This is a genomic window from Prevotella sp. E13-27 (genome assembly GCF_023217965.1).
Classification (GTDB): Bacteria; Bacteroidota; Bacteroidia; order Bacteroidales; family Bacteroidaceae; genus Prevotella.
This window is the reverse complement of the sequence record NZ_JALPSC010000001.1, coordinates 1,239,289-1,260,707: the sequence shown is the minus strand read 5'-3', so window position 1 is coordinate 1,260,707 and position 21,419 is coordinate 1,239,289. Positions and strand designations below refer to the sequence as shown.

General features: G+C 44.7%; 11 protein-coding genes and 1 pseudogene. 9 read left to right on the top strand and 3 right to left on the bottom strand.

Features of this window, described 5'->3' with window-relative positions:
- The first annotated feature begins 317 nt into the window (after window positions 1-317).
- The gene (locus tag M1L52_RS05165) at window positions 318-7,166 is read left to right on the top strand and encodes a BspA family leucine-rich repeat surface protein (RefSeq protein WP_317231474.1); all 6,849 of its coding nucleotides are present in this window, start codon (window positions 318-320) and stop codon (window positions 7,164-7,166) included.
- A gap of 169 nt (window positions 7,167-7,335) precedes the next feature.
- On the opposite strand, the gene M1L52_RS05160 is transcribed toward M1L52_RS05165, so the two are convergent.
- On the bottom strand, window positions 7,336-8,463 hold the full coding sequence (locus tag M1L52_RS05160) for an AAA family ATPase (protein WP_410896766.1): 1,128 nt from the start codon (window positions 8,461-8,463) through the stop codon (window positions 7,336-7,338).
- Between the two features lie 119 nt (window positions 8,464-8,582).
- Between M1L52_RS05160 and M1L52_RS05155 the strand changes: the two genes are divergently transcribed.
- From M1L52_RS05155 to M1L52_RS05140, 4 genes and pseudogenes are all read left to right on the top strand, one after another.
- Window positions 8,583-8,885 carry a nucleotidyltransferase family protein gene (locus M1L52_RS05155; RefSeq protein WP_248613872.1) on the top strand — a complete coding sequence of 101 codons (303 nt, stop codon included), beginning with the start codon at window positions 8,583-8,585 and terminating at the stop codon, window positions 8,883-8,885.
- Window positions 8,886-8,908: 23 nt separating this feature from the next.
- Window positions 8,909-9,025: pseudogene (locus M1L52_RS16520) on the top strand (hypothetical protein); the annotation flags it as partial.
- Window positions 9,026-9,364: 339 nt separating this feature from the next.
- Window positions 9,365-12,973, top strand: coding sequence for a leucine-rich repeat protein (locus tag M1L52_RS16515; protein ID WP_410896765.1), 3,609 nt, complete (start codon window positions 9,365-9,367; stop codon window positions 12,971-12,973).
- Window positions 12,974-12,991: 18 nt separating this feature from the next.
- Window positions 12,992-14,569, top strand: a complete 1,578-nt coding sequence (locus M1L52_RS05140; protein WP_248613869.1) for an MBG domain-containing protein — start codon at window positions 12,992-12,994, stop codon at window positions 14,567-14,569.
- Between the two features lie 98 nt (window positions 14,570-14,667).
- Here the strand turns inward: M1L52_RS05140 and M1L52_RS05135 are convergent, their stop codons facing one another.
- Window positions 14,668-16,212 carry an ATP-binding protein gene (locus tag M1L52_RS05135; protein WP_248613868.1) on the bottom strand — a complete coding sequence of 515 codons (1,545 nt, stop codon included), beginning with the start codon at window positions 16,210-16,212 and terminating at the stop codon, window positions 14,668-14,670.
- Window positions 16,213-16,388: 176 nt separating this feature from the next.
- A complete protein-coding gene (gene xerD, locus M1L52_RS05130; protein WP_248613867.1) occupies window positions 16,389-17,303 on the bottom strand; it encodes a site-specific tyrosine recombinase XerD in 915 nt (304 codons plus the stop codon).
- Between the two features lie 49 nt (window positions 17,304-17,352).
- Here xerD and aroQ point away from each other — a divergent pair, with 49 nt between their 5' ends.
- The 4 genes from aroQ to M1L52_RS05110 are packed head-to-tail and all read left to right on the top strand — an operon-like array spanning window position 17,353 to window position 21,393.
- Entirely contained in the window at window positions 17,353-17,787 is a 435-nt protein-coding gene (gene aroQ, locus M1L52_RS05125; RefSeq protein WP_248613866.1) for a type II 3-dehydroquinate dehydratase, read from the top strand.
- Window positions 17,784-18,410, top strand: a complete 627-nt coding sequence (locus M1L52_RS05120; RefSeq protein WP_248613865.1) for an O-methyltransferase — start codon at window positions 17,784-17,786, stop codon at window positions 18,408-18,410. Before aroQ ends, M1L52_RS05120 begins: the two co-directional genes overlap by 4 nt.
- A 16-nt stretch (window positions 18,411-18,426) precedes the next feature.
- Window positions 18,427-20,577 carry a tetratricopeptide repeat protein gene (locus M1L52_RS05115; protein ID WP_248613864.1) on the top strand — a complete coding sequence of 717 codons (2,151 nt, stop codon included), beginning with the start codon at window positions 18,427-18,429 and terminating at the stop codon, window positions 20,575-20,577.
- Between the two features lie 54 nt (window positions 20,578-20,631).
- On the top strand, window positions 20,632-21,393 hold the full coding sequence (locus M1L52_RS05110) for a LytR/AlgR family response regulator transcription factor (RefSeq protein WP_248613863.1): 762 nt from the start codon (window positions 20,632-20,634) through the stop codon (window positions 21,391-21,393).
- Window positions 21,394-21,419 lie beyond the last annotated feature (26 nt).

Genomic DNA, 21,419 nt, shown 5'->3' with positions numbered 1-21,419 from the left:
CTCTGTTTAATCAATATGTGGATCATGCCAGAATAGAATATGGTGATAAGTCAGATACCGTATATATCCGAGATGTTTGGGATACGAAAATGAATCCGATATCATTAAGGAACAGACTGAAATAATTAGACTTTTTCTCCGAATCGCTTGGCGGTTCGGATTTTTTGTTCTATCTTTGCCACCGAGAGCGAAAAGGATTCGCTCGGCAGAAGAAGCGTTATGCTCCAAACTTGCGAGATGAGAACCTAGGAAATTTTAAAAGCAAGGCTAATAACCTATATACAAACTATTGGAATAACGATTATTATTACAAGTTTATGAGAAAGTTTTTTTTATTTTTATGTTTGTCCATTACATTTCTGATGATAGGAGGAAATCTCTGGGCGCAGAAAATTTCTATGGATGATGCGAAACAGCGCGCATTGCAGTTTTTTACAAAGTCATCAACATTAAGTAAAGGAAAAAAGAAAGCACCCCGAAAGGATCCGCGGATGGTGACTGCTTTGAGTAGTGATGCTTATTATATATTCAATGATGAGTCTAATGGTGGTTTTGTAGTCGTTTCGGGCGACAGTCGTACCAGGTCTATATTAGGCTTTAGTGAAAGTGGAATCTTCGATGCGACCGCAATGCCAGCCAATATGTATGCTTGGCTACAGGGCTACGCTGACGAAATCTCATGGTTGCAGCGGCAAGACGAGGATGGGCGGTTTGCTATGGTCACAGTCTCCAATCAGATTTCTGATTCGGAGAGACTTCCCATTGCTCCCCTTGTGGCAACGACATGGAATCAAGGAGTGCCGTATAATAATAAAACGCCCCAGTATAAGAGCGGCAGCTACTACTATAGGTCGGCTACAGGTTGTGTGGCTACGGCAATGGCACAAGTCATGAAGTTCCATCAATGGCCACAGTCTGAAACCGCAATCATTCCTGGATACACGACCTCGTCATATAACATGAGTTTATCTTCCCTCACGGCTACAACCTTCAACTGGGAAAATATGAGAGACAGTTATTCCGAAGACTATACCACGGAAGAGGCTGATGCCGTTGCTACGCTGATGAAATACTGCGGCTGGTCCGTAATGACGGATTATGGTCCACAGTCTGGTTCCTACACCGACCTTGTAGCTGATGCGCTCAAGAATTATTTTGATTATGATTCTATTACGACACAATATATCTCCCGCAGTTACTACACTTATTCCAAGTGGGTTGACTTGATTTATCATGAACTGAAAAACAGACGTCCAGTAGTCTATGGCGGACAGTCGTCTGGCGGTGGTCATGAGTTCGTCTGCGATGGCTATGTTTATGAGGACGGTACAGACTTTTTTCACATCAACTGGGGATGGGGTGGCGTGAGCGATGACTATTTTGTGCTTTCAGCCTTAGACCCCGAAAAGCAGGGAATTGGTGGTAGTACGTCAGCAGATGGCTTTCATTATGGACAGGATGCCGTTATTGGTATTCAGAAACCTTCTGATGGCGGTACGGTGGCAAACATCTCACCAAATGTCCTTGACCTCACATTGAATGCCATGAATCTAAGCAGCGATACCATTTTTATGGGCGAGTTGGTGTCTATCACACTGAATATCACCAATAATAGCACAGACGACTATGATGGTGATATATATATAGGCCTAAAAACAAATTATAACGGACAGTCCAGATACTCTTTATTAGAAGGCAGTGACTTCACTATTCCTGCTGGACAGACGAAAGATTGTGTCTTTACATATCGGCCTGAAACGTATGGTGTCATGAATTTTGTGTTTTTTTTGCCCAATACTATAGGCTCTTATACTACTGATGGGGAAGTTGCAGCCACACTTACAGTCGTTAAGAGAGAGACAAACAGCTATGTACCGGTGTATGGCTCGTATTGTGATGAATATATAAAAAGTCAATTCATTGTTCCTGCTGAGAATTTGAAAGATATTCTTTATGCGCAAATCAATGGCTTGACGTTTTCTTCTTCACTGTCGGCTGTCAGCTGGGGGGAAGCTGAATTCGATGTATATCTGAGTGAAGTGGGCGATACATTCTTTTCTGACACTATCTCCTATGATTGGTCTTTATTAGAGAGAGTCTATGCCGGTAATCTTATTGTTAATGATTACCAGATGAAAATTGACTTTGATGTGCCTTATCAATATATGGGCGAAAACCTCTTGGTAGGTATCAGACAAACAAAATCGGGTGATTATGCCCCAAGTAAATGGTATGGTACGAGTGCCATAGGTGCCTCTCTGGGCGGGCGTGAGTCGAATATCCGGATATATAATTTTTTGCCTACTGTCGTTTTCGACACTACTCCTGACGTTGCTCCAGTTGGCTTCGCCACGGATATCACTATTGACTATGTTGGGGGACAGGAGGCAACTGTGACATGGACGTGCGATGTCGCCACATGCGACATCTGTATAAACGACTCCTTGATAGAAAACGTCAGCAGCCCCTATGTACTCACAGGTCTTGAATATGCCACGAGATATATAGTAAAGGTGCGTGGAAGAACGGATGATGAGACTAGCCGATGGTCAATACCTGTGAGATTCAACACAGAACTGGCTGAAGAATATTGTCAGATTACGTTAATGCTTACTGATACGTATGGCGATGGATGGAGTGGTAACGCCATCAAAATTGTGGATGCGTTGAGTGGTATTGAAATTGGCACATATACCAATGAGAACCTTAATGAGACCAAGGGGTCTTCTGAGAATGAGCAGAATATTCATTTAGTGCGGGTACCCAGCGGTAGGGACATTCAGTTCCTATGGGTAGCAGGAAGTTATCCATCTGAATGTATGTGGTCTGTCTCCGATGTCAATGATGAGGTTCTCTTTTCAGGAAATGGTTCCAAGTCGTTAAATACTGGTGATATTTTGTTTACTTATCATGTCGATTGTACGCTAACACCGTGGAGAAGGCCCTCAAATCTCAATATAAAGGAGATTGGTTCGCACAGTGTGGTGATAGAATGGACTGAAAACAGTCTTGTTCCTGCCACCGAATGGGTGGTGGCCTATAAGACCGATAGCATGGATAGCTATGCAGAAGTCACAACCAGTAATAATCCTTTTACGTTGGAAGGTCTAAAGGATGAGACAACGTACATGGTTAAGGTGAAACCAGCTACGGATGAGGTGGAAAAATGGAGTGATTTGGTCATTTTTACTACAGAAGTTATATGTCCAATCCCCATCATTGTTGACGTAACTCCAGCCCCGACAAAGGCTACTATTTACTGGACTGGCAAAGGTGATGTTTACAATGTGCGTTATAGAAGGGCTACTTCTGTACCTGTCGTCTTCAGTGATGACTTTGAGAATGGACTTGATCATTGGACAATATATACTGAGGGCGGGGCTCCGCAAACAGATGGATGGGTGTCGAATTCTTCATCCTCTGCGCATAGCGGAACCCATTCTGCCATAGCATGGAGTTGGAAAAGCTCAAGTGCATATAATGCGGACAACTGGCTTGTCACGCCACAGGTGGCTTTTGGAAATGAACTGAGATTCTGGGTGCGTACAAGGATGGCTTATCCTGATAGTTGTGAGGTCCTTCTTTCTACTAGGGGCAATGTCATAGAGAACTTTACAGATACATTACGGGCAATGTGTGCGGCATCGGATAACAACGACTGGACAGAAATTAATATAGACCTTAGTCGTTATTCCGGACAGCAGGGATACATTGCCATTCACCATGTGAGTAGCAACTGCTATAGTCTTGAAATAGATGATTTTGCCATATATGGCGAGCCCGATACGGTAGAATGGACGAATGCGTCAACTGAAGAAACGAGCATAGAATTGACTGGGCTTTCTCCTGAGACTACATACGAATTTCAGATGCAGGCAGTTAACTCAGAAGGTGATTCAAAATGGACGGATATGCATTATTTCACCACCATGGTCAAGAATCCTCAGCCCGCCAATATTCGCTCAGACTTAATGGCCGATGGTGCGACACTGAGATGGACGGGTTATGGCGACAGTTATAACGTGCAATACCGGACAACGGCTAATGATGATGTGCTCTTCTTCGAAGGTTTTGAGGAACTCAAGAGCTCTTCTCTTCCAGAAGGTTGGACTACAATAGATAATGATGGTGACGGGAATAACTGGTTCCTTTTCACGCCGAGTGATATTAATGATATTAAAGGTGTTCCTACTGTTATGGGTAGGAGTTGTGTCACATCGGCCAGTTACAATAAATCTGCTCTTACGCCAGACAACTGGCTCATTACGCCGCTCCTCCATCTTCAGGGGACTATGCGTGTATATCTGAGATCGCAGGACCCAGAATGGCCAGTCGAAAATTTTGCCATATACCTCTCTACTTCGGGTACTTCTGTTGAGGATTTTTCTACAGAACTGGTGCCAGAAACTACTGCTACTAGCAACTATGTGGCATATACCGCAGACCTGAGCGCTTATGCCGGACAGCAGGGATATATTGCCATCCGTCACTTTAATAGCACAGATCAATTCCGCCTAAATGTTGATAATTTCGGTCTTTACGGAACATCATCTGCTCCCGCTGGGGAGTGGCAAGAAATTACTGTCACCGATACAGTAGCTACGCTGAGCGGCCTGCCGACTAATAATGGATACGAATATCGCATACGCAGTATTGTAGACGGAGAACCAGGCGAATGGACCGAGAGTGGGGAATTCGCTTTGATTACCCTTCGTGACGAGGGTGTAAACAGCAAGGTGATTATCAATAATCAGGGAAGGAAGGCTCACGTAACCCTTGCGGGACGTACGCTAAAGAAAGACAAAAATTGGAATACGATTACCTTACCTTTTAACTTGACACTAGAGGGGAGTAGTTTAGATGGCGCTGTGGCTAAGACGCTTAACAAAGCTACCATGGACGCTTCTTGTGTGACTATGACTTTCAGTGACTCGTTGACATATATTCAAGCCGGTGTGCCATATTTTGTAAAATGGGATGAAGGCGAGGATATCGTGAATCCTGAATTTTCGAACGTCGTCATCTCCTCTAAAGAAGGTAGCCACCTCAGTTACGCAATGGGCAATGTGAAGTTTGTTGGTAACTATGATGCTTTCAGTGTTGACACGCTGGTTAATAATGGTATTTATTATATGGCTGGTCGTGGTATAATGAGACATGCGGACAATGGTTATGTACAGAAAGCCTGTCAGGCATACCTGGAATTCTCAGATGAAGCGACAAAACGATGGCTAACGATAGATTTAGACGATCCCATGCCATTGGGAACCATCACAGGCAAGAATTACACCCGTGAGTATGGCGATGTCAATCCTGTGTTTGAGTTTACAACTGAGGGCATCACGCTTGAGGGAACCCCTGAGATTTTCTGTGAAGCAACAGCTACATCTCCAGTAGGTACCTATGACATCATTCTGAGAAAGGGAACTGTTGAAAATTATTATAATGTGAAGTGCGTGATGGGTACGCTAACCATCACCAAGGCTCCTCTGACTATTGCCGCAGGCACCTATACGAAGGAGCAGTGGGAGGAGATGCCCGAGTTCACCCTGACCTACACGGGCTTCAAGAACAATGAGACGGAAGATGTGCTGATCAAACAGCCGACGGTGAGTTGTGAGGCAACAGTGGGGAGTGTACCTGGTGAGTACCCTGTTACAGTGTCTGGTGCCAAGGCTCAGAACTACGACATCAGCTATACAAACGGAAAACTGACTGTGTTAGAGGGTCCAGAGCCTTACGCCGCACTAAGCAATGGCAATACCGTGCTGACTTTCTACTATGATAAGAAGAAGGCAGAACGAGACGGTATGAACATCGGCCCGTTTAACCATGACGCGTTTGGTTGGGATGATGAACGAGGATGGAACGATGTTGCCTCACTCATTAAGCGTGTAGTCTTCGACGAGACATTCGCTGAGTATAAAGGTGTGACAAGCACAGTATTATGGTTCGATGGTTGTGAAAAACTTACCACTATTAATGGTATAGTAAACCTGAACACTTCGAATGTGATCGATATGTCCTGTATGTTCCGTGGGTGCTCTTCACTGGCGAGACTTGACTTGAGTAGCTTTAATACTTCGAATGTGACCGATATGAATACTATGTTCTCTGGTTGCACTTCGTTGAAGAGTCTTGACTTGAGTGGCTTTAATACTTCGAATGTGACCTATATGACTTCTATGTTCTCTGATTGCACTTCTTTGAAGAGTCTTGACTTGAGTAGCTTTAATACTTCGAATGTGACGTATATGAGCTGGATGTTTGAAGGCTGCTCTTCTCTGACGAGTCTTGACTTGAGTAGCTTTAATACTTCGAATGTGATCGAAATGTCTGGGATGTTTGAAAACTGCTCTTCTCTGACGAGTCTTGATGTGAGTGGCTTTAATACCTCGAATGTGACCGACATGTTCTGGATGTTCGAAGGTTGTTCTTCTCTGACGAGTCTTGATGTGAGTAACTTTAATACTTCGAATGTGGAGTATATGAATGCGATGTTCTCTGGTTGCACTTCTCTGTCGAATCTTGATGTGAGTAGCTTTAATACTATGAATGTGACCGACATGTGGAGTATGTTTGATGGCTGCTCTTCTCTGACGAGTCTTGATGTGAGTAGCTTTAATACCTCGAATGTGACCAACATGTATGCAATGTTCTATGGCTGCTCATCTCTGACGAGTCTTGATGTGAGTGGCTTTAATACCTCGAATGTGACCAACATGCAGTCAATGTTCGCTAGTTGCTCTTCTCTGACGAGTCTTAACTTGAGTAGCTTTAATACTTTTAATGTGACCAACATGGGCTGGATGTTCTATGGAAGTTCGACTCTGAAAACAATCTACGTCAGTGAGGAATGGAACACTAAGAATTTGACTAATAGTGAGGATATGTTTACAGGCTGCAAGAAATTGGTTGGCGGCATGGGAACAGTATATTCCAGTGCTCATACCGATGCAACCTACGCCCGTATTGATGGTGGTTCGAAAGCTCCTGGCTATTTTACGGAATATAATTTGATAGGTATTACCAACATTCTTGCCAATGACGAACCCTTCGATGTCTATACCATAAACGGACATATGATTCGCAGTCACGAAACGTCGCTTAAAGGATTACCCAAGGGCATTTATATGGTGAAGGGAAAAAAGATAATTGTGAAGTAAAAAAGAATGCTGTCCGTTTTTTCAACGGACAGCATTCTTTTTATGTATCACCATTTTCCTGAAGAATCAGCCAATCTTCCACTCTGTCAAGCGACGGGTGTCAGAAGAGAAGTTGATACCAATTTTTATGATGTTACGCTCATCGCCATCAAAGGCCTTGGCATATTGTTTAATGTTGAATATAGTTCATATATCTATTTTCCAGACCTTCTTTAACTATATGGTTGGGAAAGTCGAGAAAAAAAGTCTTAAACTCATTGTCATACTCCTTAATGGTCAAGTAACCACTTTGATAGAGCTGCTGAACAATACTATCGTGCCCTTTTTCGAGGATATGAAGTTGGAAATAGAAAAGCGGCTCGTTGGCAACCATGTCCAATGAATAGTTTTGGGATTTCATTTGTCTAAAGATATGATTAGTCATACCTGTTTCAAACCAATAATCCTTGAAACGCTGGCTGGACAGGGTATTCAACACGCTGAACGGGTTGTACATTCCAGGTGCATCCACATCGAAATGGTAACCATCGAAGTCCTGGCGTAGCCGCTCATAACATTCGTCAACAGTCATGCCATTGGCTTCTGCTAAAGCCTTGACATCAGCATCGAAGTTGTCATGCAATTCTTTTTCAGTGATTCCACAGACAGCTGTAAACCGTGGTAGCATTGATATGTCTATCAGATTATTTAAATCTGAGAATACACTAATCTTCCCAAACTTTGTGACACCCGTAAGGAAGGCAAACTTGATATAGCGGTCACAGGACTTTAAGACTCCATAAAAAGCCTTAAGCGTTGAGCGATATTCTGACTGCAATGTATCGTTACCTATCACCTGTAACAATGGTTTGTCATATTCATCGACGAGAATTACGACCTGGCGACCAGTCTTCTCATAGGCCAAACGCAAAACTTGCAAAAAACGTTCTTCTAGGTCACGCTCACCATAGGGGCTTTCGTATGTCTTCTCCCACAGCTCAAGATGTCTATTGAGCACCTTTTCAAGATCAGCCTTCGTCTCGTATTTCTTAACGTTCAGGTCAAGATGAAAGATGGGGTACTGTTGCCAGTCCCACTCCACGGTATCGGCGTACAATCCTTTGAACAATTCGCGCTGACCAGAGAAGAACGCTTCAAGCGTGCTTACCATCAGTGACTTGCCAAAGCGACGCGGACGAGAAAGAAAGTAGTAGCTACCTTCTGATATCATCTTCCACATCCATGGCGTCTTGTCAACATAGACATAGCCATCGCGACGAATCTTCTCAAAATTCTGTATGCCAATAGGGTACTTCATAATATTTTCAGTTTTCTACCGGCAAAGGTACGATTAAGTGAGGAAAAAAGCAAATTATTTGCAATGTTTCCTTTGCCGTTTCACAAATAATCCTTATCTTTGCTGCCGATCTAAACATTATGAAGACAACGGAAGAGTACATAAGCATCATTCGCAAGAATGCCACCGAACTGCAGAAGCGATTCGGAATAACTTATATGCGCCTGTTTGGATCTGTTGCTCGTGGTGAGAATCATGAAGGAAGCGATGTCGATCTATTTGTAAGGATGCCTGCGAAATTTTATAATCATATCTTTGCTGCTCAATTTTTGGAATATCTGCTTGGATGTAAGGTAGATCTTGTACAAGACCATAGTGGTTTACGTCCTTTCTTCAAAGAACAAATTGAAAAAGATGGCATCGATATCTTTACAGCAGCTTAGAATCGTACACCACTCATGGTTATTTTGACATCAACACTGATTTGGTATGGGATGTTGTAAAGAATGATTTGCCTGCACTCAGAGATGCAATAGATTATTTCATAGAGCATCTTTATGAAATAGTCGCCTATACAGACTGAAATAATTAGACTTTTTCTCCGAATCGCTTGGCGGTTCGGATTTTTTGTTCTATCTTTGCCACCGAGAGCGAAAAGGATTCGCTCGGCAGAAGAAGCGTTATGCTCCAAACTTGCGAGATGAGAACCTAGGAAATTTTCAAAAAGCAAGGCTGAATAAAGCAGGAGGGCACGACTGTTTCACGCGTTACGCGTGGGGCTGTATCTCCATTTTCTTTATTCAGGGTTTTCCTAGGACCTTCATCTCGGAACTGGCAAAGACAGTCCCGCGCTTCTGCTGTGTGTTGCTGCGAAGCAATAAGAGAATATAAGATATCAATAACTTAAAAATTATTAACGCTTATGAAACAGAGATCTTTTCTACTTTGTATGCTAACGGTGTTGAGTAGCCTCAACGTGTTGGCTTACGACTTCGAGTCAGATGGTATTTATTACACCATTACGGGTTCCAACACCGTGAGTGTAGTTAGTGGCGATTATGCTTATGATGGTGATGTTACAATTCCGCAAGCCGTAGGACTGAGCGGTAAGACCTATCTCGTAACGGCTATTGGCGAGAATGCCTTTAAGTCTGCTGCAAACTTGGAAAGTGTTACACTTCCTGAAGGACTAATCATAATTGGTAATCAGGCCTTCTATCAGTCAGGAGTAAAGACTGTCAGCCTGCCTTCTACGTTGAGTAGCTTGGGCGCTAGCGCATTCCGTGAGTGTAAGAATTTACAGGGTATTGTGTTACCAGATGCACTGAAAGATGTTGCAGAATACTCTTTTTATGGCTGTTCTAATTTGAACACTGTGTCTTTTGGAAATCAGACAGTCTCTATCGAAAAAAACGCGTTTGAGAATGCTGGTGTTGAAAATGTATTGATTCCGAATTCTGTTAAAACAATCGGAGCTGGAGCTTTCCAAAATAATTCAAAACTAAAATCACTAGTTATTAATAATGCTTCCGCAGCAATCGGCGCATATTCATTTTTTCAATGTGGACTTTTGGAAGAAGTTGATTTGGGTAATGCTGTCTATGACTTAGGCACTATAATAACCAGATCAGGCGATCCTGGCCGTGTTTTCTATGGTTGTAAATCGTTAAAAACCATAACACTGCCTTCATCACTTCTAAAAACAGGAAAATATACATTTGAAGGTTGTACTAAGTTGTATGACGTAAAATTACCTAATACGATGACAGAGATTGAGGACAACGCTTTTTCTAGTTGTGCTATTACAGAAATCGAGCTACCTTCTTCTTTGACAAGTATCGGAGTGTCTGCATTTAGCAATAATCCTTTGTCTTCAATAACATTTCCTTCTTCATTAAAAATTATTGGAGGTCATTCCTTTGCTCAAACTTCGTTGAAAGAAGTTATTATTCCTGCTTCTGTTACTAATATGGATGATGGCTGTTTTGGAAACTGCGAAAGCCTGAAGAAAGTTAAAGTTGAAGATGCGAATGTAACGCTAAAAGCTCCTTTCTTTGGTTGTTCTTCATTGGAAGAAGTTGACTTAGGGAATTCGTTAGTTGTTCTTAATACATTTTGGTTAAGCTCTACTCACGGGTGTTTTGAGAATTGTGTAAAACTTACGTCTGTCCATCTTCCAAATACAATTACAGATCTTCCTGGTATGACATTCTCTGGCTGTTCTAGTTTGGAAAGCATATCACTTCCTAATACATTAATATCTATTGGTGAAAGTGCTTTTGGGAGATGCAACAATTTGAAATTAATTGCTTTACCAAATACTTTGCAATCAATAGGTGGCCGTGCATTTGAAGGATGTTCAAAATTACAGACAATAAATTTGCCCCCATCATTGTCTGCTATCGGCAGTAGAGCATTTTCTGGGTGTACTTCTTTAACGGATGTGTTTATCCCTGAATATGTAACGAGTTTAGGCAATTATGCTTTTTCTGATTGCATAGGTTTGGAGTCTGTAGTATTTGACAATTCTGTATTGACCATTCAGAGTAATACGTTCGATAATTGCACAAATCTAAAAAATGTTGAATTGGGAAAGGTTACTTCTATTGATAATGGCGCTTTTCAAAATTGCGTTAAGTTGGAAAGTATTGACATTCCAAATAGCGTCGAGACTATGACTTCAGTTTTTAAAGGATGTTCATCTTTGAAAAAGGTTATAATAGGTACTGGGCTTAATTCTATAAAAACATCCAATAGTAAGGGATGCTTTGAAGATTGCGTAAAATTAGTCGATGTTGTTATTAATAGTAATGTACTAAATACAATCGGTGAAAATACTTTCAAAAATTGCCGTAGTCTAAAGAAGATTGCGTTTCCTTCATCTGTAACTTCAATTGGCTCGAATTCCTTTGCGGGTTGCTCAGTTCTTTCAAATATTTATATGAACGCTACCACTCCTCCAACCATTCAAGCAAACACTTTCACTGACTATACTACTCCCACTTTGCATGTTCCTTCTTCTGCTAAGACTGCCTATACGAAGGCTGACAACTGGAAGCAGTTTACGAACGTGGTGGCTATTGGCAGCGAACCGAAGGCTACTGCTGAGGAGATTGCCGCCCTTGAGACTCTGCTCGGTGAGGCTCAGGCACTCTACAATGCTGCTGTGGAAGGTACTGAACCAGGTAACTATCGCCCAGGTGCCAAGGCTGCTTTGAAGGCTGTAATCAATGAGGTAAGCGCACGCATCGTTGACAACATGCTCAAAGAGGATGTAGAAGACTGTACCGAACTGCTGAACACCGCTATCCGCTCGTTTAAGAACAAGCAGGTGAAGAACGAGTATCAGACCGACAACACACTGGCTTTTGCCAGCAGCTTGAAGGCTTCACGTGGTGCGGAGTTCCGTCTGCCTATCGAGATGAACAACGTGAATGAAATTAGTGCAGTTCAGTTCGACTTGTATCTGCCAGAGGGCATGCTGCTGAGCACCGATGAATATGGTGACTATCAGATAGAGCTGGGCGACCGTACTACTACTCGCCGTCACTCTGTGTCTTCTCGCGTGATGAGCGATGGCGCACTGCGTGTGGTTGTTTCATCCACTCAGAATGCCACCTTTACAGGCAATAGCGGTACCCTGCTTTCATTGGTTCTCTTCCCGCAGACCACAATGGAAGCTGGCGACTATGATGTGGAACTGAAGAATATCGTGCTCACTGATCCGCAGGCCACTCGCTATGCTGCGGCTGACATGAAGAGTGTGATTACTGTTTCTGCCTATACGATGGGTGATGTAAACAATGATACACATATTGACGTGGCCGACCTGACGGGTGTGGTTCTCTTTATCCTTGAGAATGCTGATGCCAGCCTCGTGTTCAATGCCGCCGATATGGATGGAAACGGAGTTGTAGAGGTGAACGACTATGCCGCACTGGTGAATGTGATCCTTGCACAGAATGCTCCTGCCGGTAGTCGTATGTTTGGTCAAATGGAGATGTATCCAAACATCATCAGTCTCTCTGATATGACAGTAAATGCAAATGGCGAGGGCGAACTGATTGTAAACCTTATTAATAAAGATAGAAGCTACACGGGCTTGCAGTTCGATTTGTATCTGCCAGAGGGTATCCAGCTGAATACCGAGACTGCCGAGGCAACAGACCGCCATCATGGTGTTTGGGCTCAGAAGCATGCAGATGGATATTACCGTGTTATCTGCTCTTCGATGATGAACGATGAACTGAACGAGGGTGCTGTGATGCGTCTGCAAGTGAAGGCTGCAAACGACATGCAGGGAGCCTATCGTGTGCAGGCTGGCAATGTGGTTCTCTCTGATGTCAATGCTCAGAGACACGAGGCAGCTAATGCTGGCGCTCAGCTGATGATTGGCGATGAGGCTACTGGTATCGTTTCTATTGAGACTGCCAAGCAGCTGAAAAACGTTTACGATATGCAAGGTCGTCGCGTGAATGCCGTGAAGAAGGGTATTTATATGGTGAACGGAAAGAAGGTCGTGGTTCGTTAAATATAAAAAGAGACGACTATGCTAAAACGAATAATTGGTATCATGATGCTTGCTGTGGGAGTCATCTCCCACAGTCAAGCGCTTGCCGCGAACGAGCCTAACCGGCTGGCGTTGCAGCAAGAAATAACCATCGAGACTGGTACTACAGAGGTCGTCGTTCCCGTGCAATTGGAAAATGAGAATAATATAACGGGATTTCAATGCGACCTTTACTTGCCAACGGGCTTCTCTGTAGCAACCGACACGTATGGAGACTATCTTATTGAGATGAGCCGCACCACTACCAGACGGCATAATCTGGATACTCGTATCCTTGATAATGGTTGTCTGCGTATTCTGTGCAGTTCAATGTCAAACGCCACATTTACAGGTAATAGCGGCACAGTGCTCAGCCTAACGCTGTCAGTTGCTACAAATGTGGAAGTGGGAAGTTATCCTGTCAGTCTGAAGAACATAGTGCTGACCGATCCGCAGGCCGTTCGTTATACATCAGCAGATGTAACAGAAAATATTGTTGTGAAATTGCCTGATCCCATAACGATTAAGGCAAATAACCTGACGATGACGTATGGTGATGAGGTTCCTGAACTGACATTTACAACAGAAGGTGCTGAGTTAGTGGGAACACCACAGTTGTCGTGCGAGGCAACAAAGACTTCGCCTGTTGGTACTTATCCAATCGTCGTATCAAAAGGAACGGTAGAGAACAAGCGAGTCACTTACGTTAATGGTACGTTGACCATCACCAAGGCACCATTGACGATTGCTGCTTGTACTTACACGAAGAAGCAGGGTGAGGCTATGCCTGAATTTACTCTGAGCTATGAAGGTTTTAAGAACAACGAGACGAAAGACGTACTGACAAAACTGCCAACGGTAAGTTGTGAGGCAACAGTAGCCAGCGCCCCAGGCGAGTATCCTGTGACGGTATCAGGTGCTGAGGCACAGAACTATAACATCAACTATACCAATGGTAAGCTGATAGTGACGGAAGCAGACCTCATCATGATTAAAGCTAAGAGTTACACCCGCGAGTATGGTGAAACCAATCCTGCGTTCGAGTTCACAACAGAGGGCGCAACACTTGAAGGCGTACCAGAGATCACTTGCGAAGCCACGGCCACTACTCCTGTAGGCACCTACGATATTATAGTGAAGCAGGGAACAGTAACAAACTACAACGTGACCTACGCGAAAGGTACACTGACCATTACAAAAGCGCCGCTAACAGCTTCAGTAGGAAATTACTCACGAGAGTATAAACAGAAGGATCCCGAGTTTGTAATTAATTACAGCGGTTGGAAAAACGGCGAGGACGAAAGCGTACTCATTGCGAAACCTGTTGCCACAACAACAGCCACAAAGGAATCACCCATAGGTGAATATCCCATTATCGTGAGCGGCGGTGAGGCACAGAATTATGAGTTCAACTATGTCAACGGCGTACTGACAGTAACAAAGACCACAGACATCGGTGACGCTGCAAGTATGAACAAGAAGAAAGATAGTAAAACTGTTTATGACTTGCAAGGGCGCAAGGTAACCAACATGAAAAAGGGACTCTACATCGTAGGAGGCAGGAAAGTGGTGAAGTGAACCATCACATTCTCAAACAAAACATGGACAAAGCAGTTTTTTTTCGCTTTGTCCATATTTGTTTACTTACTATTATCCTTTTTATAAATTCTTTCCTATCAGCCAATCTTCCACTCTGTCAAGCGACGGGTGTCAGAAGAGAAGTTGATACCAATTTTTATGATGGAACGCTCATCGCCATCAAAAGCCTTGGCGTATTGCTTTTCTTCAATCTGCTGAAGGGCAACATCTGCACTTTGGTCTATCTTTATTTCGAGAATATAAATAAAATCCTTGGTTTGCATAAGGATATCCATACGACCATCAGTAGTGTGGCGTTCGACATCAACATACAGTCCAAGCAACTTAAACAGTGCCCACAGGGTGTTCTGGAAATAAAGTTCTGCCTTTCCTGCCACCTGATAATCGCCACCGTCAAAGAAACGTTCCACGCGCTGCATGAATGCCTCGGCATTGCCACTCCTTATTTCTTTCACGAAGTTGCCAATATATGTCAGCGGCTGGTCAGCTTTGCTGGGACTATAGAATGGTACAAGATATTTCACAAAACCAACCTCTACCTCTCGATTGGGGAAACCTAACAGATAGGTGTTGAACTCTTTATCATAGTCCTTAATGGTAAGATAGCCACTCTGGAAAAGTAACGGTAGCGGGTTAGTATCCATGATGTCGATACTGTTCAAAACATCAGTTGTCAGTTCAGCAGTGGTTATAGACTCCAGGGGAAAGTTAGTTTTCTGTAATTGATAGACAAGGAATGAGGGCGTCCCTGTCTCGAACCAGTAGTCCTTGAAAATCTTGTAGGAAAGAGTGTTCAACACACTGAATGGATTGTAAATCCCTTCATTGATATATTCGTTGAAACGATATCCGTCAAAGTCACGACGAAGACGCTCGTAGGTTTCTTCCTTGGTCAAACTGTTAGCATCAGCAAGTTCTGCTATACCTTCGTCAAAGCAGGTGTGCAATTCTTTTTCAGTGATTCCACAGACAGCAGTAAACTGTGGTAGCATTGATATGTCTATCAGATTATTTAAATCTGAGAATACACTAATCTTCCCAAACTTTGTGACACCCGTTAGGAAGGCAAACTTGATATAGCGGTCACAGGACTTTAAGACTCCATAAAAAGCCTTAAGCGTTGAGCGATATTCTGACTGCAGCTCATCATTACCAATGGCTTGCAATAATGGCTTGTCGTACTCATCAACCAGAATTACCACCTGCCTGCCAGTTTTTTCGTATGCAAGACGCACAACCTGTAGGAAACGCTCTTCCAAATCACGCTCACCATAGGGGCTGTCGTATGCTGTTTCCCATTGTTCAAGATGTCTGTTAAGCACCTTTTCAAGATCAGCCTTCGTCTCGTATTTCTTAACGTTCAGGTCAAGATGAAAGATGGGGTACTGTTGCCAGTCCCACTCCACCGTATCAGCATACAGGCCTTTGAACAATTCGCGTTTGCCTGAGAAGAAGGCCTCAAGCGTACTGACCATCAGCGATTTGCCAAAGCGACGCGGACGAGAAAGAAAGTAGTAGCTACCTTCTGATATCATCTTCCACATCCATGGCGTCTTGTCAACATAGACATAGCCATCGCGACGAATCTTCTCAAAATTCTGTATGCCAATAGGGTACTTCATAATATTTTCAGTTTTCTACCGGCAAAGGTACGATTAAGTGAGGAAAAAAGCAAATATATTTGCATTTTTCCGAACGTAGTACCTTCGACCAAAGGTCAGAGGTACGATTAAGCGAGCGAAATACAAAAGGAAAACGCGTTTTTCTTTTTATTTCCGAGTGTAAGTACCTTCGAGTTCTACTTTCTCATGTTTCGCGGATGATGCTCGAGGATAGTCTGGCGAAGGGTCTGGCTGGAGATGTGGGTGTAGATCTCGGTGGTGGCTATTGACTCGTGACCGAGGAGGGCCTGGATGACGCGCAGGTCGGCACCTCCCTCGAGAAGAGCGGTGGCAAAGGAGTGGCGAAGGGTATGGGGAGAGATGGTCTTCTGGATGCCCGCCTCCTCTGCCTGTTGTTTCAACATGATGAGAATCATGGTGCGAGTGAGGTGGGCACCACGGCGGTTTAGGAAGAGATAGTCTTCCTCACCAGGCTTTATTTTCAATTCCTCACGCCACGACCAGTAGTTGTCTATCTCGCGAAGGGCGGTAGATGAGATGGGCACGAGACGCTCCTTCGAACCTTTACCGAAGACGCGCACGAACTGTTCGTCACGATAGATATCCGACAGCTTCAGGTTCACCAGTTCCGACACACGCAACCCACATGAGAAGAGCACCTCGATGATTGCACGGTTACGATGGCCCTCGGGCTTCGACACGTCTATGCTGTCTTTCAACTGGTCCACCTCAGCAGGGGTGAGGAACTCGGGCAGATGTTCACCAAGCACTGGCGACTCCAGCAGTTCAGCGGGGTCCTGCTCAATATAACCGTCAAGAACGAGAAACTTATAGAATGTGCGCACACCGCTTAGTATGCGGCACTGCGACCGTGGGCCTATGCCTATGTCATGGAGTCCGGCGGCAAAATGCTGCAGGTCCGACAGCTCCACATCGAGGACATGCAACCCTATGCCGTCGAGATAGTTGAGCAGTTTGTCAAGGTCACGCGCATATGCATCGAGCGTGTTCGGAGACATGCCACGCTGCAGTTTGAGGTAGCGCAGATAGCGTTTTCGAATATTCTCTATGTTTTTTTGGGTCACTTCCATTATTTTTTCGTAATTTTGCCACAAAATTACGAAAAAAAATAATTAATAGATGAAAATTCTAATTATTAATGGTCCAAACCTAAACTTATTAGGACAACGCGAGCCTGGCATCTATGGAAGCTCATCGTTTGATGACTATCTTAAGAAACTGCGTCAGGCTTATCCTGATGTGGAGATAGACTATTTCCAGAGCAACATTGAGGGTGAGCTTATCAACAAGTTGCAGGAAGCTGGTTTTACAAGCTGTCCTGTATGCGACGGCATAGTACTTAATGCCGGTGCCTACACCCACACGAGTATAGCACTGCACGACTGCATACGCTCGCTGAAGTCGCCAGTGGTGGAGGTACATATATCTAATGTACACACGCGCGAGGACTTCCGCCATCACAGTTACCTGTCAGCAGTGTGCCGAGGTGTCATATGCGGCTTCGGGCTCGACAGCTATCGCTTAGCAATAGACAGTTTCCTCAGCACCAAATGAACTTAGACAGATACATAGAAGACCACATTGACCCGGAGCCTGACTATCTCTACCGGCTCTACCGTGCTACGAACATACACCTGCTGCATGGGCGTATGGCAAGCGGTCATCTGCAAGGGCGTCTGCTGAAGATGCTGGTGAAGATGATACGCCCGAAGAACATACTCGAGGTGGGCACATTCAGCGGTTATTCCGCCATAAGCATGGCAGAGGGACTGGAAGATGACGGACGGCTCTACACGTTTGAGATAAACGACGAGCAGGAAGACTTCACACGTCCGTGGATAGAGCAGTCGCCAGTAGCCGACAAGATAGAGTTCATCATCGGCGATGCCATCACCGAGGCACCACGACTGGGCATCACGTTCGACATGGCATTCATCGATGGCAACAAGCGCACATACATGGAGACCTACGAGATGGTGCTCTCAGTGCTACGTCCGGGCGGCTTTATCTTGGCAGACAACACCCTTTGGGACGGACATGTGGTGGACGAAGCCTACAGCCGAGACCAGCAGACGCAGGGCATAGTGCACTTTAATGACTTCGTAGCAGCCGACGAGCGGGTGGAGCGAGTCATACTGCCTCTTCGCGACGGGCTCACACTGATAAGGAAAAAATAAAGCATAGATCAAAACTATGAAAAAATTACTAGTTTTTATCATTACGTCAATAGCTATTATAGCCATATTCCTCACGTTGCTGCCTCCGAGCAACACACTCACGACACTACTGACCCTGAACAGCTGTTCAGACGTGAAGGCAATAAGACTGCCAAGCCTCTATCAAGACGGCGAACACAGCCTGAAAAACGGAAACATTGACGAGGCACTCAAGACAATAACGAAGGGAAAGGCATCGGCAAAGGACAGCAACGAATACTACCGATACGAAATACTTCAGGCGAAATATTTCTTTTATACCATGCAGGTTGACTCTTTTCTGAAGTCAAACCATAAGTTGTGCCAATATATCAGGCGTTGTGAAGAAGCTATCAGCAATGGCACCGACAAGAAGCAGAAAGACGATTCAAACAGCATAGCAACGAGAGAGCTTAAGCTTCTTAAACTGGACTGCGAGATGCAGAAAGGTGTCTATGAGGCTAAGATGACCGGACGCATGGATTCTGCCCTAACGCACGATATCACCACACTGGAGCTATCGGAAGAGTTCCCCGAGCTGCCCGACTATCGTCTGCTGGCTCTTACTAACCTTGCCGACGTATATAAACAGCTGGGACAATATGACAAGAGCGTAAACTATTACAAGGAAGCGCTTCTGCTGGGTGACTCACTCGGCATGAGCAGCGCCACACGCATAAACGTAGCCATAGGCATAGCATCGGCCTACGCTTCGATGGGCAGCTTCTGCCAGAGTGCTGACTGGTGGAAGAAAGCCGAAGAACTAAAGGATGATATGCAACCTGTTGAATTGTTCCACTATCTGAACAACCGCGGCAATGACTATTACCTGCAAAGCAAATATGAGGAGAGTCTTCAGTGTTTCCTTGAACTCGACTCTATGCTCTCAACGGAAAAGAACATGGTGTGGGAGATGATGTTTGAGCGAACTAATCTTAGCGATGTGTATATCAAGTTAGGACAGATAGAGAAAGCCCTGCCACTTCTAAAGCAAACGGAAGAGTTCTTTACCAATCAGCAACAGCACCTGCCACTTTTCTACCTCGCCACTCAGCGCATAGAGCTGGCCATAATCAGCGGCAATCTTGCCGAAGCGAAACGACTCGTCAAAGAGAATCCTATACCCGAATGGATTATTCCCGAGCAAAAGCAGTTACGCCGTTTAGTGCTTCTGCGCCTCTACAAGGAAGCTGGCATGTGGAAAGAATATGCCGACGTAGTCAACGATTATACAGAACTCTACGACAGCATCTCCAACGGCAACATGAAGATGCGCTTCTCAGAGAAGATTATGAGCTACGAACACGAGAAGCAGATGCTCAACAAACAGCGTGAGCTGGAAGCCAAAGACCTCAGTTTCAGATGGGCGCTGGCACTGCTCGTGGCAACGGTTACGATACTGGTAATGCTTGTCATCATCTTCTATATGCAGAATCGTGAACGCAAGTTCCGCGAGCGAGAGGTAAGAAACAGCATTGCCCGGCTGCGCATGGAGACCATTCGTAATCGCATAACGCCACACTTCATAAGCAATGCACTGACAGTAGAGATTAATGCCCAGATGGAAGGTAAAGAGACCTCGCTCGACTCGCTGGTTCAGTTGCTCCATCGCGGAATAGAGCTGACTGACGTGGAAGAGTCAACGCTGAATGACGAGCTGGCGTTCATACGCTTCTACTGCGAGGTGGAGAAACGCTCTGTGGGCAGCGACTTCCGTCTTGATATTGACCTTGGAAAAGACATCGATACCGACAAGGTCATGCTACCATCGATGGCAATACAGATAATGGTGGAGAACGCCATAAAGCATGGCTTAAAAGCTAAGAAACCACAGGAAGGCAAGCTGCGCCGAGTAGTGGTAAAAGGTACCAAAGTCTGCGATGCGGTGCTTATAGAAGTGATAGACAACGGCATAGGACTGCCATCGGGATCAAAACCGAAGGAGCACACCGGACTGAAGGTCGTACGCCAGACCATTATGCTGCTCAACGAGCAACACCTGCAGGCAGCAGGAGCAAAAGCACAGCCTCTCATGGACTACGGCATAGGCAACTACACCCATACAGACGGTGACACCGGTTGCCGTGCATGGCTGCTACTGCCCGACAACTTCAAATATACGTTTAACAACTACTCACTCCCGCAATAGTCAAGAATGACTTTGAACAACTACCAATAACTGAAACACAAAACTAATTCTGAGATGACACAAAACCAAAGACTGGTACGCGTATTCATCGTTGCCGATGATGCCAACTCCATAAATCTGCTGGAAAAGCTGTTGCAGAGTTACTCTGTCAGCGTGGTGGGAAAAGCCTATGATGCCACAGAAGAGACGATGACGCAAATCATCAACGAACAGCCAGACATGCTGTTCCTCGACGTAGAAATGCCGTCAATGACAGGTCTCGAGTTCTACAGCGAACTACGGCCACTGGTAAACCCCGACATGAAAGTGGTGTTCTATACAGGCTACGACAAGTACATGATTGATGCACTGAGACGGCAAGCCTTTGACTTCATGCTCAAACCAACGACTCGCGAAGAGCTGTCAGTCGTGATGACCCGCTACTACGAGTCACGCCTCAGCACACTGCAACAAGCAGTACAGGAGAACATAAGCAACACCCAGCACGTGATGGTAGTCAACGCCTTCAATGAGCATACCGTACTACGCTTCGACGACATTGCATTCTTTCGCTTCGACAGTGACCGTCGCATCTGGGAGGTGGTCACCTCGCAGGGCGAATGCCACCAGCTGCGTCATCGCACCACGGCAGACATAATAATAGCATATTCCAGTTATTTCGTTCAGATACACAAACGCTATATAGTCAACGTGCGCAAAATCAGTAAGGTGCTTGACAACCTGTGTGTCATGCAGCCACCGTTAGACAACATCCGTGAACTACACATAAGCAAGAACTACCGCCGTCAATTCATGGCAACATTCTATGCCATGTAGGAAAACTGGGCAGAAATACAAAAAAT

What these genes read in the sequence shown, in the direction of transcription:
- M1L52_RS05165 (WP_317231474.1), top strand. Translation starts at nt 318, where the DNA reads ATGAGAAAGTTTTTTTTATTTTTATGTTTGTCCATTACATTTCTGATG.
- M1L52_RS05160 (WP_410896766.1), bottom strand. Translation starts at nt 8,463, where the DNA reads ATGAAGTACCCTATTGGCATACAGAATTTTGAGAAGATTCGTCGCGAT.
- M1L52_RS05155 (WP_248613872.1), top strand. Translation starts at nt 8,583, where the DNA reads ATGAAGACAACGGAAGAGTACATAAGCATCATTCGCAAGAATGCCACC.
- M1L52_RS16515 (WP_410896765.1), top strand. Translation starts at nt 9,365, where the DNA reads ATGAAACAGAGATCTTTTCTACTTTGTATGCTAACGGTGTTGAGTAGC.
- M1L52_RS05140 (WP_248613869.1), top strand. Translation starts at nt 12,992, where the DNA reads ATGCTAAAACGAATAATTGGTATCATGATGCTTGCTGTGGGAGTCATC.
- M1L52_RS05135 (WP_248613868.1), bottom strand. Translation starts at nt 16,212, where the DNA reads ATGAAGTACCCTATTGGCATACAGAATTTTGAGAAGATTCGTCGCGAT.
- xerD (WP_248613867.1), bottom strand. Translation starts at nt 17,303, where the DNA reads ATGGAAGTGACCCAAAAAAACATAGAGAATATTCGAAAACGCTATCTG.
- aroQ (WP_248613866.1), top strand. Translation starts at nt 17,353, where the DNA reads ATGAAAATTCTAATTATTAATGGTCCAAACCTAAACTTATTAGGACAA.
- M1L52_RS05120 (WP_248613865.1), top strand. Translation starts at nt 17,784, where the DNA reads ATGAACTTAGACAGATACATAGAAGACCACATTGACCCGGAGCCTGAC.
- M1L52_RS05115 (WP_248613864.1), top strand. Translation starts at nt 18,427, where the DNA reads ATGAAAAAATTACTAGTTTTTATCATTACGTCAATAGCTATTATAGCC.
- M1L52_RS05110 (WP_248613863.1), top strand. Translation starts at nt 20,632, where the DNA reads ATGACACAAAACCAAAGACTGGTACGCGTATTCATCGTTGCCGATGAT.